At 64.8% G+C, this 13,487-nt stretch carries 12 protein-coding genes; 5 read left to right on the top strand and 7 right to left on the bottom strand.

What is annotated here, in order from left to right; translation table 11 throughout:
- Positions 1 to 3 precede the first annotated feature (3 nt).
- The gene (locus tag QX034_RS25085) at positions 4 to 759 is read left to right on the top strand and encodes an SDR family oxidoreductase (protein ID WP_315705966.1); all 756 of its coding nucleotides are present in this window, start codon (positions 4 to 6) and stop codon (positions 757 to 759) included.
- 21 nt (positions 760 to 780) lie between these two features.
- Here the strand turns inward: QX034_RS25085 and QX034_RS25080 are convergent, their stop codons facing one another.
- Entirely contained in the window at positions 781 to 1,824 is a 1,044-nt protein-coding gene (locus tag QX034_RS25080; protein ID WP_316195906.1) for a glycosyltransferase family 2 protein, read from the bottom strand.
- 185 nt (positions 1,825 to 2,009) lie between these two features.
- Here QX034_RS25080 and QX034_RS25075 point away from each other — a divergent pair, with 185 nt between their 5' ends.
- Positions 2,010 to 3,293 carry a glycosyltransferase family 87 protein gene (locus QX034_RS25075; protein ID WP_316195904.1) on the top strand — a complete coding sequence of 428 codons (1,284 nt, stop codon included), beginning with the start codon at positions 2,010 to 2,012 and terminating at the stop codon, positions 3,291 to 3,293.
- Here QX034_RS25075 and QX034_RS25070 read toward each other — a convergent pair whose 3' ends face one another.
- Positions 3,294 to 4,520, bottom strand: coding sequence for an MFS transporter (locus QX034_RS25070; RefSeq protein ID WP_315741404.1), 1,227 nt, complete (start codon positions 4,518 to 4,520; stop codon positions 3,294 to 3,296). It lies immediately after the preceding gene.
- Positions 4,521 to 4,633: 113 nt separating this feature from the next.
- Here QX034_RS25070 and QX034_RS25065 point away from each other — a divergent pair, with 113 nt between their 5' ends.
- Complete coding sequence (locus QX034_RS25065) at positions 4,634 to 5,884, top strand: NupC/NupG family nucleoside CNT transporter (RefSeq protein WP_315741405.1); 1,251 nt, start codon at positions 4,634 to 4,636, stop codon at positions 5,882 to 5,884.
- A 13-nt stretch (positions 5,885 to 5,897) separates the two neighbouring features.
- On the opposite strand, the gene QX034_RS25060 is transcribed toward QX034_RS25065, so the two are convergent.
- The 3 genes from QX034_RS25060 to QX034_RS25050 all read right to left on the bottom strand — a co-directional run bounded on the left by QX034_RS25060 (position 5,898) and on the right by QX034_RS25050 (position 9,009).
- Positions 5,898 to 7,808, bottom strand: a complete 1,911-nt coding sequence (locus QX034_RS25060) for an acyltransferase family protein (protein ID WP_316195902.1) — start codon at positions 7,806 to 7,808, stop codon at positions 5,898 to 5,900.
- Between the two features lie 149 nt (positions 7,809 to 7,957).
- A complete protein-coding gene (locus tag QX034_RS25055; RefSeq protein ID WP_315705972.1) occupies positions 7,958 to 8,518 on the bottom strand; it encodes a cupin domain-containing protein in 561 nt (186 codons plus the stop codon).
- Positions 8,519 to 8,724: 206 nt separating this feature from the next.
- On the bottom strand, positions 8,725 to 9,009 hold the full coding sequence (locus QX034_RS25050; RefSeq protein ID WP_315705973.1) for an usg protein: 285 nt from the start codon (positions 9,007 to 9,009) through the stop codon (positions 8,725 to 8,727).
- A 382-nt stretch (positions 9,010 to 9,391) separates the two neighbouring features.
- Here QX034_RS25050 and groES point away from each other — a divergent pair, with 382 nt between their 5' ends.
- Both groES and groL read left to right on the top strand, forming a co-directional pair.
- Positions 9,392 to 9,706, top strand: a complete 315-nt coding sequence (groES, locus tag QX034_RS25045) for a co-chaperone GroES (protein WP_011925902.1) — start codon at positions 9,392 to 9,394, stop codon at positions 9,704 to 9,706.
- Positions 9,707 to 9,795: 89 nt separating this feature from the next.
- On the top strand, positions 9,796 to 11,436 hold the full coding sequence (gene groL / locus QX034_RS25040) for a chaperonin GroEL (RefSeq protein WP_315728604.1): 1,641 nt from the start codon (positions 9,796 to 9,798) through the stop codon (positions 11,434 to 11,436).
- Positions 11,437 to 11,798: 362 nt separating this feature from the next.
- Here groL and lepB read toward each other — a convergent pair whose 3' ends face one another.
- Positions 11,799 to 12,566 (bottom strand): signal peptidase I, encoded by a 768-nt coding sequence (gene lepB, locus QX034_RS25035; protein ID WP_315728602.1) that lies wholly within the window; start codon positions 12,564 to 12,566, stop codon positions 11,799 to 11,801.
- Positions 12,567 to 12,653: 87 nt separating this feature from the next.
- Positions 12,654 to 12,971 carry a hypothetical protein gene (locus tag QX034_RS25030; protein ID WP_315705976.1) on the bottom strand — a complete coding sequence of 106 codons (318 nt, stop codon included), beginning with the start codon at positions 12,969 to 12,971 and terminating at the stop codon, positions 12,654 to 12,656.
- Between the last annotated feature and the right edge of the window lie 516 nt (positions 12,972 to 13,487).

Below are 13,487 nucleotides of genomic sequence, written 5' to 3'. Positions count from 1 at the left end.
AACATGGCTGAAGCGGGCAAGAAGATCGCGCTGGTGACGGGCGCCGGCACGGGTGTCGGCCGCGCCGCATCGCTGGCGCTCATGAACGCCGGCTTCACCGTGGTGCTCACCGGGCGCCGCAGGGAGATGCTCGAGGAAACCGCCAGGCTCGGCGTGCCCGGCATGAGTCTGCCCGTGACCGCCGACATGACCGATCCGGCCTCGATCGCGGCGCTGTTCGCCAAGGTGACGGAGACCTATGGCCGGCTCGATCTGTTGTTCAACAATGCCGGGATGGGCGCGCCCCCGGTGCCGTTCGAGGATCTCTCGCTCGCGCAATGGCAGGCGGTCGTCGCCACCAACTTGACCGCACCCTTCCTGTGCACCCAGCACGCCTTCCGCATCATGAAGGATCAGACCCCGCGCGGCGGCCGCATCATCAACAACGGCTCGATCTCGGCGCATGCGCCGCGGCCGTTCTCGGCCGCCTACACCTCGACCAAGCATGCCATCACCGGCCTCACCAAGGCCTCCAACCTCGACGGCCGCGCCTACGACATCGCGGTCGGCCAGATCGACATCGGCAATGCCGAGACGCCGATGACCGAACGCATGGTCGCGGGCGTGCTGCAGCCTGACGGCCGGATGATGCCGGAGCCGCGCATGGATTCGAAGGCGGTCGGCGACGCGGTGGCCTACATGGCCTCGCTGCCGCTCGACGCCAATGTCCTGTTCATCACGGTGATGGCAACCAAGATGCCGTTCGTCGGGCGCGGTTGAATTCAAATCGGCGCAGGCGGCTCATGCCCTGCGCCGGGTCTGCCCGTCCGGCTTTTCATTCTCGACGAGGACCGCGCCCTGCTCCGCCGCTGGCTGCACGGCCCTGCGGCTCTTCTGCAGCGACGGATGCAGCGGCTCCCTCGGGCTGGCGCTGATGTCGTAGTTGAGAAACGACAGCAGCAGCTGGAAGCCCATCAGGAAGGTCAGCGCCGCGATCATGATCGTGCCCGTCGGCACCAGCTGCTCCGGCGGCGCCGACAGCCAATGATAGAGCCCGAACGCCAGGCCGAAACCGAACAGGCCGAGGCCCGCGACGAGTTGCAGCGAGGCGAGCGACAGGTCGCGGAAGAAATAGCGATAGAGCACGCGGCGAAACGTGTTGCGCAGGTGACCGGCGAAGAACGGCACCAGCTGATGCGACACCCGCAAGTTGGACACCTCCTCGCCGTAGAAGGCGCGCATCGGAAACTCGACTACCTTGGCACGCAACAGGCCGAGATGAAACAACAGGTCCGTCTCGAAGAAGAAGCGGTTGGCGACGCGATCGGCGTCGAGCAGTTCAGCCAAGCGCGCATGGACCGCGAAGAAGCCGTTGGTCGGGTCCATGATGGTCCAGTAGCCGCTCGACAGCTTGGCCATGAAGGACAGCGCGAGATTGCCGAACCGGCGGACCTGCGGCATCGCGGCCGTGTCGGTGAGAAAGAAGAAGCGGTTGCCCTTCACGTAGTCGGCGTTCCCGCTCTGAATCGGATGGATCAGCGCCGGCACCTGCGCGGGGTCCATCTGCCCGTCTGCATCGATCTTGACGATGATATCCGCGCCGCGCTGGATCGCGAACTGCATGCCGGTCAGGAAGGCGCCGCCGACGCCGCGGTTGGCGTCGTGCCGCAGCACGATGACGCGCGGATCGGAGCATTGGTTGGCGACGACAAGGGCAGTGCCGTGGGGGCAGCAATCATCGACGACCACGATCAGCCCAACCTCGGGCCCGATCGCGGCAATCACCGGCAGGACGGTATCCGCCGCACGAAACGCGGGAATGACGACAGCGACGACGGCATCCATGACGAGCTCCCGCTGCGCGCTCCTTGATAGTTAACGGATCGAAACGCCGGTCGCAGCCTTCAGTAGCTTCGCACCCGTCCACTAAACAGTATCTTAATTCGTGACCTGTAGTTCGTGCGAGGACGCACGATATTGTCCGCGATGATCTCCGCGAGCGCCCTGGCCTCGCCAAACGAGCCGAGCTCATGCCGCTTTCCACGCCCAGTGACACGACAGGCACCAGAGGCGTCAGCCGGCTGCTCGACCTCGCGACGCCGGATACCCCCAATGCCGCCGATCGCGAGATGCTACGCAGCCTCATCGTACTCGGCGGGGCGCTATTCGTCCTGATGCTGGCCACCTATTTCTGGACCACGCATTGGAGCTGGCCCTACCCGCGCGACAAGGTCACGCTGGTGCTCGGACGCGATTTCCTGAATCTGTGGATGTATGGCCGGGCCGCATTCGGCGCCGATCCCGCCCGCTTCTACGATGTCGCCACCTACAATGACGCGCTCGCCGCCCTGCTTGGCCCCGGCTATCCCGCGCAGAACTGGCCCAATCCTCCGAACGCGCTGGTGGTGATGGCCCCGTTCGGGCTGATGGACTACTTCCCCGCGCTGGCGTCGTGGTTTGTCGTCAGCCTGCTCGCCTTCTATCTGGCCTGCCGGCCCGCCTTTGCCGACGGCCGTGCGCTGCTCGTGGTCGCCATCTCGCCGGCCGCGCTCATGTGCGTGATCTCGGGCCAAAGCTCGTTCCTGAGCACGGCGGCGCTGTTTGCAAGTCTTGCGCTCATGGACCGCCGGCCGGCGCTCGCCGGCCTGCTGATCGGTCTGCTCACGGTCAAGCCGCAGCTTGGCATCCTGCTTCCGGTGATGCTCGTCGCCTCCGGCCGCTGGCGCGTGATCGCCTACGCGACGCTCGCCGCAGTGGCGCTGTTTGCCGCCAGCGTCGCCATCGGCGGCGTGCAGAGCTGGCAAGACTATCTGACCAAGGCGGTGCCGCTGATGCGCGAGGTGCTGCGCGATCCCAGCGGCATGGCCATGCCTTACCATGCAACACTCTTCATGAGCTTCCGCGGCGTATTGGGCGACCGCATAGCGGACGCGATCCAGGCGGTCGCGGCGGTGGGCGCGGTGGCCGGCGTGTTCGCGGCCTTCCGTTATCGCAAGCATGCCGATCCGGCACGGCTCAGGGCTTTGCTGCTGGCCTGCACGATCTGCGCCTCACCCTATATGGGCACCTATGACGTGCTGCCCCTGACCTGCGCGGCCATGGCGCTGCTCGCCGATGGAAAGCTCGATGCGCTCGGCAGCCGCTTGGCGCAGCTCGTGTTCTGGCTGCCGGCGCTGCAATTGTTGTTCGGCAACATTCAGATGCCCGGTCCCGGCCTGATCGCACCGGCCTTCGCGGCGTATTTGTTGCGGCAGCTGTTCATGCCTGTGAACGAGACCGCGCCTGTCCCTGCTTCGGTCGCAGCCCCCAGCTGACTATTCGAGTCGCTCAACCGCGCGCAGCGTCGGAAACAGCTTCATCCAGAGCAGCGCGATCGCGATCGTGCCGAGACCGCCGAGCACCGCGGCCGGCATGGTGCCGAGCAGCGCAGCCGTGACGCCGCTTTCGAACTGGCCGAGCTGGTTCGAGGCGTTGATGAACAGGAAGTTCACCGCGCCGACCCGGCCGCGCATCTCGTTGGGCGTGGCGAGCTGCACCAGCGAGAAACGGATCACGACACTGATCGTGTCGGCCGCCCCCAGGATCGCGAGCGCGACGATCGACAGCCACATGATATGCGAGACCGCAAACACCGCGGTCGCGATGCCGAACACGATCACCGCCTGGAACATGCGCAAGCCCACGTGGCGACGGATCGTGTGCCGCGCCAGCACCGCGGTCATCGCGAGCGCGCCCACCGCTGGCGCAGCGCGCAGGACGCCGAGCCCCAGCGGGCCGGTCTGCAGGATGTCGCGGGCGTAGATCGGCAACAACGCGGTGACGCCGCCCAGCAGCACCGCGAACAGGTCGAGCGAGATGGTGCCGAGGATCGCCGGGTTCTGCCAGATGAAGCGGACGCCGGCGAACAGGTCGGCGTTGGCCGCATGCTCCTTCGGCGCGGGCACGTCGTCGGGCACTTCCATGACGCCGGTGAAGACCATGCCGGCCAGCCAGAACAACACCATGATCGCATAGGCCAGGGCCGGCATCGCCGCATAGGCGAAACCGCCGAGCGCGGGTCCCGCGATCGTCGCAAGCTGGGCCGCGCCGCTGGACAGCGCGCTCGCGCGTTGCAAAGTCCCGGTCGGCGCAATCAGCGGCAGCAGCGCGGCCGTCGCCGGGCTCTCGAACGCGCCGGCAATCCCGAGCACGAAGGTCGCAGCGAACAGCTGCAGCTCGGTCAGCACGCCCGTATAGGCGCCCCAGCAGAGATAGAGGGCGGTCAGCGCCTCCGCGAGCTGGCAGAGCTGCACCACGCGTTTGCGCGGGTAGCGATCGGCAGCGCTGCCGGCCACGAACACCAACAGCGCCGTCGGCAGGAACTGGATCAGCCCGACCATGCCGAGATCGAAGGCGCGGCCGGTGAGATCGTAGATCTGCCAGCCAATCGCGACCGCCGCGATCTGGCTGGAAAAGCGCGACAGGCTGCGCGACACCAGAAAGAACAGGAACGAGCCTTGTTTGAGCAGCGTGCGCGCGCCGATCGGGATGGTGGAGGACATGACGTGTCTGCGTGACGCACCGCCAGGGGCTTGTCAACTTCAGCTCTGACATCGGCGCATGGCATTGCGCTTTGCTGCGTCGGCGGCTCATACTGGTCGAACTCGGGGGACCAATGCCACAGCTGCAATCTGCGTTCGGTGTCGTCGCGCTGCTCTTGATCGCCTGGGCACTCAGCGAGAACCGCCGCGCGGTGTCGCCGAGGCAGGCCGCGCTCGGCCTTGCCGTCACGCTGATCACTGCCGTCGTGCTGCTCAAAATGCCGATGGTCGCGCGCGCTTTCGGCGCCATCAACGATGCGGTCGGCGCCGTCGCGTCCGCCTCCCGCGCCGGCACCTCCTTCGTGTTCGGCTATGTCGGCGGCGGTGCCCTGCCCTTCGATCTCAAGGCCCCCGGCGCCGACTTCGTCCTCGCCTTCCAGGCCTTGCCGATCGTGCTGGTGATGAGCGTGCTGACCACGCTGCTGTTCTATTGGCGCATCCTGCCGCCGATCGTGCGCGGCATGGCCTGGGTCCTGGAGCGCACGCTGGGCGTCGGCGGCGCCGTGGGGCTGTCGACCGCCGCCAACATCTTTCTCGGCATGGTCGAGGCGCCGCTGTTCATCCGGCCGTATCTCGCCCAGATGACGCGCGCCGAACTGTTCCTGGTCATGACCGGCGGCATGGCCGGCATCGCCGGCACGGTGCTCGTGCTCTACGCAACGCTGCTGGCGCCGCTGATCCCCGATGCTGCCGCCCACTTCGTCATCGCATCGGTGCTCGGTGCGCCGGCTGCCATCCTGGTCAGCCTGATCATGGTGCCGGAAACATCGAAGGAGCTCACCGGCGGCGCGCTGACCGATCCCGAGATGGACGCGTCGAGCACGATGGACGCGATCGTCAAGGGCACCTCGGCCGGACTCGAACTGTTGCTAACTATCATCGCGATGCTGATCGTGCTGGTGGCGCTGGTGCATCTCGCCAATTCGATCTTGTCGCTGTTGCCGCCGATCGGCGGTGCCGACATCTCGCTGCAGCGGCTGCTCGGCCTCGTGATGGCGCCGGTGTGCTGGCTGATGGGCCTGCCCTGGCAGGAGGCAGTGACCGCAGGCAGCCTGATGGGCACCAAGACGGTGCTGAACGAGCTGATCGCCTATGTCGAACTGTCGAAGCTCGCGCCCGGCGCGCTCGACCCCCGCTCCCGCCTGATCATGCTCTATGCGATGTGCGGCTTCGCCAATTTCGGCAGTCTCGGCATCATGATCGGCGGCCTCGGCACCATGGCCCCCTCACGGCGCGAGGAGATCAACGCGCTCGGGCTGAAGTCGATCGTCTCGGGCACGCTGACCACCTGCCTGATGGGCGCGATCGTCGGCCTGCTGACGTGATCCTCATGACGGTTCAGGGCTGCGCGAGCTTGAGGCTCGGCGCCACTCTCGCCATCACATAGGCCGACCCTTCCGCCGTCAGATGCGCGTGATCGAAGGCCAGCGGCACGCCGTCCACCGTGAGCGGACATTGCCGGTCCGGACAGACGGACTCCAGGATCGAGATGTAGGACAGCGCCTCGCCGGTCGGCAGCGCCTCACGCATGGCCCGGTCGAGCTCGAAAATATCGGAGCGGACGAAATCAGCCGGCCGTGCGGCCAGCCCACGCAGCTCCGCCCGCGCCAGCATGGACGGCAGGCGCGTGCGATACTGGATGGCGGGGCCGAGCAGGACGATCGGAATGCCGGCATCGTTCAGCCGCGCGATGGTGTGCTTGAGATCGGCGACCATTCCGGCAAAGCGCGGCGGCCGGGCATATTCCAGCCAGTCCGCCGACATCACCACAAGGTCGGGCTTGTGGCTTCCGAAGTAGTCCCGCATCTGCGCGGCGAAGGCGCGGCAGGAGGCGAGAGCTTGCGTCTCCGCACTCAGGGTCGGCATGCAGGACGGCTGCGTCGCCTGCATGATATTGACGGCCTGACGATCGAGACGCCCGTTCAGCCCGTGATAGTAGTGCGCGGCCAGACTGTCGCCCCACAACAGCAGGTTGGTCTTGCCGGACACCGCGGCGAGACAGGCCTCGCCGAGCCGTCCATCCGGGGTCGTGAAGCAGGTGCCATAGCGATAGACCGGCTTCATGTCGTAGTCGTTGTAGGCGTCGAGCCGCGCCGCGGCGCGATCGGCCTCCGAACTGGTGCTGCCGAACACCAATCCCGCAACGGTGCCGACGAGCAGCAGCAGGCTTGCGAGCGCCGCCATGCTGAAGGCCGCCCGCGGTGTCGGAGCCAAAGCGCGGTTGCGAAACGGCTGCTCGACCAAGCGCCAGGACAGATACGACACTGCGACCGTCACTGCGAACAGGGCAGCTTTTTCCCGGCCATCGAGCACAAGGCCCGGCTTGGCGAAGCGCGCAAACGCGAACAACGGCCAGTGCCAGAGATAAAGCGAATAGGAGATGCGGCCGAAGAACTGCGCGAGCGTCAGCGGCGACAGGGCACTGCGCTTGCCATTCGCGACTCCGATGCCGCTCCAGATGAACAGCGCCGCGCCGATGCAGGGCGACAGGGCATCGAGGCCCGGGAATCCGGGCCCCGGCCGTAGCGACAGGATCGGGATCGCCATCAAGAGCAGCGACAATCCTCGAGCGCTTCGCTGCGCGAGCCCCGGCCATGGCGCCGGCATGCCGGGCATGGCGACGAGGCTGCCGGCCAGGAATTCCCACGCGCGCGGCGGGCTCATGAAGAAGGCGGTCGCGGACGCGCCGTCGCGCATCAACACCAGACTGAACGCAAAGGAAGCGACGGCCAACGCGGCCAAGGTGAACGGCAGCACCACGCGGCGGCCTTGTGCGAGCCGCACGACGCCCCAGACGACGAGCGGCAGCACCAGATAGAACTGCTCCTCCACGCCCAGCGACCACGTATGCAACAGCGGCTTCTCCACTGCCGCATGGTCGAAATAGCCCGATTGCCACCAGAAGAAGATGTTCGCCGTGAAGCTGACCACCGCCGCGGCCGAGCGGAAGAATTCCATGCGCTCGGAGCTGAGGAGAAAGTGGAACGTCGGAATCGCGCTCAGCGCCACCATGACGTAGAGCGCCGGCAGCAGCCGGCGGACCCGCCGCTCGTAAAAGCGCGCGAGGGAGAAGCGGCCTTGCGCGATCTCGCCCTGGATGATGCCGGTAATCAGGTAGCCGGAGATGACGAAGAAGATATCGACGCCGACGAAGCCGCCGAAGATTCCCGGCGCCTCGAAATGAAAGGCGATGACCGAGAGCACCGCGATCGCGCGCAGCCAATCGATATCCTCGCGATACGATGTCACCTCTTCGCCCCTCCTCGCGACGCGAAGAAAGGACGCAGAACTGCGCGTGCCCGTGTGTTGCACGACAACAGCCGTTCGCTTCCCCCGCTTCAAAACTCACGGACTAAGCGAAGCAGCGATTCATGTCTAATTATTGTTTCAGCGTGTTGTCACGCCGTAATTTCGACCGTTTTGAAATCGGCCGGCAGGATTACCTCCAAGAGCTCCACGTCATCGGAGTAGTCGAGGATCATGTGGCGAATGCGCGGCGGCTGGGTCCAGGCGCTGCCCGCTTTCATCAGCGTTTCGCCGACGCCTTCGAGATAGCTCTTCACCCAACCCTTGAGCACGTAGACCATCTGGAATTCGACGTCGTGCGTGTGCAGCTTGGCGACTTCCCGGGGATCACATGGCGGCAGCAGGCGGATGACATGGGCGCGGGCGAGCCCATGGGTCGCATCCGCAATGCCGAGGTCGCGATAATGCGCGTAAGCGCGCAGACCGTCGGCCTTGAAGTCCTCCTCGCGATGATGGCTGACGGCGACCTTCTGCTTCGGCCGCCGCGCAACCGGCGCAACAGCGCCTTTGCTTGCAAGCGATCGGCGTGCGCCGGGTTTGCTCGCAGCGGATTTGGCTTTGGTCTTGGCGCTCTTGCGGGACGATGTCTTGCGCGTCGCCGCTTTCGCGGCGGTGCGTGATGCGGGCTTCTTCGCGCGGCTCTTGGTGGCCATCGTGCTCTCCCTTCTGTTTCCTCGCGTCGCGAAGGGTAGCACAATTCAAGCCGTTCGTCGGATGGGCCCAGTGGCGCTCCAAGATAGGTCGTCATTCCGGGGCGGCCCGAAGGGCCGAGCCTGGAATCCATAACCACGATCGGGAGTATAGATTCCGGGCTCGTGCTGCGCACGCCCCGGAATGACACCGTGGTTGTGGTTACCGCTCAGTGCAGCCGGAACACGCCGTCGACGGCGCGCAGCTCGGCCGGCTTGATCAGCTTGGAATGCGCGACCGTGACGGAGAACAGCGGCCCTTCGAGCTTCTTCTGCCAGAAGCTGAGGAAATCCTGCAGCGCGGGGAATTTCGGAAACAGGTCGTAATTCTGCCAGACGTAGGTCTGGAGCAGCGAGGGATGATCCGGCATCCGATACAGGATCTGCGCCGTCGTCAGCCCGTAACCCAAGATCTGTTTCCGAAAATCCTCGGAAACGGCAACCTTCGACACCATGCCAACCTCCATTCTGTGGAAGCGCATTCCGGCGTGGCCACCGGGATCGAGCCACCCGGGTGAAAATGCGCTCACGTGAGAGAAATGTGACGCATGACCTCAATCCATCACAAGCCTAAATGTTTAACGGGTTGTTGAAATTTCCTGCATTAGCAGCGACTTAGCCCAGGTGCTAATACGGGGTTTCCCGATCTGTTCCGGCCCGGTTAACGATGCCGGGACCTTCTGGCAGACGCCGCGGTTGACTGCTAATTTTTCTGCTACAAGCCCTTGCCGGCCCCAGAACTCTCGCCTATGTCCTGCGCGGCAGGGCTGGCACTCGCTGGCATCGACTGCCAATCTCCAGAAACTGATAATTGCCTCAATAGCTTAGGAGGACTGTATGGCTTTCCGTCCGCTTCACGACCGCGTCGTGGTCAAGCGCATCGACGCCGAAGAGAAGACCGCTGGCGGCATCATCATCCCCGACTCGGCCAAGGAAAAGCCCTCGCAGGGCGAAGTCATCGCTGTGGGCCCCGGTGCCCGCGACGAGAGCGGCAAGCTGGTCCCGCTCGACGTTCAGGTCGGTGACCGCGTGCTGTTCGGCAAGTGGTCTGGCACCGAAGTCAAGATCGACGGCCAGGAGCTGCTGATCATGAAGGAAAGCGACATCATGGGTGTGCTGACCGACGCCGGCGCCAAGAAGAAGGCCGCCTAACCCCACGCTCGCACGCTCACCCCTGAGGAGCGCCCCGCGGGCGCCCCGCGAAAGGGTGAGACAGACATTTCAACTCAGGGAAATCCAATATGTCAGCCAAAGACGTGAAGTTCGGCGTCGATGCTCGCGACCGCATGCTGCGCGGCGTGGACATTCTCGCCAATGCCGTGAAGGTCACGCTCGGTCCGAAGGGCCGCAACGTCGTCCTCGACAAGTCGTTCGGCGCCCCGCGCATCACCAAGGACGGCGTCACCGTCGCCAAGGAGATCGAGCTCGACGACAAGTTCGAGAACATGGGCGCGCAGATGGTGCGCGAAGTCGCCTCGAAGTCCGCTGATGCGGCCGGCGACGGCACCACCACCGCGACCGTGCTGGCCCAGGCCATCGTGCGTGAAGGCGCCAAGGCGGTTGCCGCCGGCATGAACCCGATGGATCTGAAGCGCGGCATCGACCTCGCGGTCGAGGCGGTCGTTGCCGACCTCGTCAAGAACTCCAAGAAGGTCACGTCGAACGACGAGATCGCCCAGGTCGGCACCATCTCCGCCAACGGCGACGCCGAGATCGGCAAGTTCCTCGCCGACGCCATGAAGAAGGTCGGCAACGAGGGTGTCATCACCGTCGAGGAAGCCAAGTCGCTGGAGACCGAGCTCGACGTCGTCGAGGGCATGCAGTTCGACCGCGGCTACATCTCGCCCTACTTCGTCACCAACGCCGACAAGATGCGCGTCGAGATGGACGACGCCTACATCCTGATCAACGAGAAGAAGCTGTCGTCGCTGAACGAGCTGCTGCCGCTGCTCGAAGCCGTCGTGCAGACCGGCAAGCCGCTCGTGATCGTGGCTGAGGACGTCGAGGGCGAGGCGCTGGCCACCCTGGTCGTCAACCGCCTCCGCGGCGGCCTGAAGGTCGCGGCCGTCAAGGCTCCGGGCTTCGGCGATCGCCGCAAGGCCATGCTGCAGGACATCGCGATCCTGACCGGCGGCCAGGCGATCTCGGAAGATCTCGGCATCAAGCTCGAAAACGTGACGCTGAACATGCTTGGCCGCGCCAAGAAGGTGATGATCGACAAGGAGAACACCACCATCGTCAGCGGCGGCGGCAAGAAGGCCGACATCGAGGCGCGCGTTCAGCAGATCAAGGCGCAGATCGAGGAGACCACCTCGGACTACGACCGTGAGAAGCTGCAGGAGCGTCTGGCCAAGCTCGCGGGCGGCGTCGCGGTGATCCGCGTCGGCGGCGCGACCGAGGTCGAGGTCAAGGAGCGCAAGGATCGCGTGGATGACGCGATGCATGCGACCCGCGCGGCTGTCGAGGAAGGCATCCTGCCGGGCGGCGGCGTCGCCCTGCTCCGTGCTTCCGAGCAGCTCAAGGGCCTGCGCACCAAGAACGACGACCAGAAAACCGGCATCGAGATCGTCCGCAAGGCGCTCTCCGCCCCGGCCCGCCAGATCGCCATCAACGCGGGCGAGGACGGCTCGGTCATCGTCGGCAAGATCCTGGAGAAGGAGCAGTACGCCTATGGCTTCGACAGCCAGACCGGCGAGTACGTGAACATGGTGTCCAAGGGCATCATCGACCCGACCAAGGTGGTTCGCGCCGCGATCCAGAACGCGGCCTCCGTGGCTGCGCTGCTGATCACGACCGAAGCGATGGTCGCCGAGCTGCCGAAGAAGAACGCCGGCGGCCCCGCGATGCCTCCGGGCGGCGGCATGGGCGGCATGGACTTCTAAGGTCCGTTCCTCTCTCGAATACGAAGGGCGCGGTGCAAACCGCGCCCTTTCTGTTTGGATAGAAAATTCAGTTGAGCCATGCATCGCTGCTGGCGCGAATCCACAATTGAAACCTGTGTTATGGATTCCGGGCTCGCGCTACGCGCGCCCCGGAATGACGCTTGAGTTTGACGCAACGTTCCGTCGACCACAACGGCGATCGATCTATGAGCGCATTTATCATAGTCAACTCACCGCCCCTGCTCTTCCTCTCCGTCATTCCGGGGCGCGACGCAGTCGCGAGCCCGGAATCCATAACCACGGGACGGAGTGAGTGCGCACGATGCCCGCTCGGAAACGGCAGCAACAGCAGTCTCTCGCTACTACCTCACCATCGTCCCGATCCGCTCGAAGCGGATCCGGCCTGGCCTGCTCGTATCGGATCCGGCGAGCGAGAAGTAGATCGTCGCGGCGCGGCCGATCACGTTCTCGATGGGAACATAGCCAACGGCGCTGAGGACGCGGCTGTCGGTAGAATTGTCGCGGTTGTCGCCCAGCATGAACAGATGGCCAGCCGGCACGACATAGACGTTGGTGTTGTCGAAGAAGCCGTTGTCGACACAATCCAGCGTCTGATAGCTCACGCCGTTCGGCAAGGTCTCCCGCCAACGCTTGACCCGTTCGTCCGCACTACCGCCGCAGGCGGCTTCACCGACCAGATCGTCGAGCCGCTCGCGCTGAACCGGCTGGTCGTTGATGTAGAGCAGGCCCTGCCTCATCTGGATGCGGTCGCCGGGCAGCCCGACGATACGCTTGATGTAGTCGGTCTTGCCGTCCTTGAGACGGAAAACCACGACATCACCGCGCGCCGGATCGCGGCCCCAGATACGACCCGCTGACGGCGGCGTGAACGGCCACGTATAACGACCCCATCCATAGGGGTACTTCGAAGCGAAGAGATAGTCGCCGACCAGAAGGGTAGGAATGTTTGACGCGGATGGAATGTTGAACGGCTGAAAAAGGAAGGTGCGGATCAGCAGCGGCGAGGCCAGCAGCAGGCACAGCAACAGGAAGCCCGCGGTGAAGATGGCTGCAATCGCCCACCATGGCTCCCGCTGCGGACCGATCGCTCCAGCCTCGACGCTCGTCATGACATTCCCCGGCCTGTCCTGCCGCAAGGATGGCCGATGGCGGCACCACACGCAACCACGAAGTGCTTGCGCATGGTGCGCCATCCCTCACTGCTGGCGGCGATACATCACGTCGCTGCGCAGTACGTATTTGCGCCCCCTGGTGACGGGATCACCGCGATGCATGATCGGGTGATGAAACAATAGCGCCATGCCTTGCTCCGGCGTGATCACGTTCGAAGTGGAGGCCGATCCGCGCTGCAAAGGCGATCGCCTGCCCGCACTCTGCATTCGCAGCTCGTCCGTGCCTGGCGGGCAAATCAGTTGTCTCTTCCGACCCGTCTTACGCGCATCGAACAGCCCGACGGGTAGCCAAAATGAGCTGCGCGCAAGAACTAATTCCATCAGCTCGATCAATCGGATCACGCCACCCACCCGGCTCCCGCATAAAATTCCACTTTCGTTTTTTCAGAAATTATGCATATATAGCCGTCGTCCCGCCTCATCCGAGGGGCGTACGCGTCGTCACGAACGTCGAGTGCGGGATGCGGTGGCCGCGACGACGTCAGGCGCTTTTGCGCAAGACGACTGATGTCGTTGCGGACGACGAAATCGTAGGGTCCTGGCGCCGCGACGCTGGCGCTAAATTCGTGATGATGCAACTCGACATCGCTTTGCGATGCGAGGGCATCAGGCGGGTGACGGTGGCAAGAAAGCCCGTTCACCGGGGAGACTACGTATAAGCCGTTCACCCATCGCGCAGGGAAGGCCGGATGATCCGGCTCGTACCTGTGGTGACTGCCGCCTGCATTTTCTTCTGCAGGCGGGCCATGGGTGCGGACGGCACCCGGCCTTCCCCGCGTCCTCTTCTGATTGGAGGACGAAAGCTGCAGCAAAGCTCGGGCACGACGTGCTGCGAGATCGTAAAATTGTGTCTCGTTT

This window comes from Bradyrhizobium sp. SZCCHNR3119, from assembly GCF_032487775.1.
Taxonomy (GTDB): Bacteria; Pseudomonadota; Alphaproteobacteria; order Rhizobiales; family Xanthobacteraceae; genus Bradyrhizobium.
Note: the sequence above shows the minus strand (reverse complement) of the source record. Positions and strands in the feature narration are given on the sequence as shown.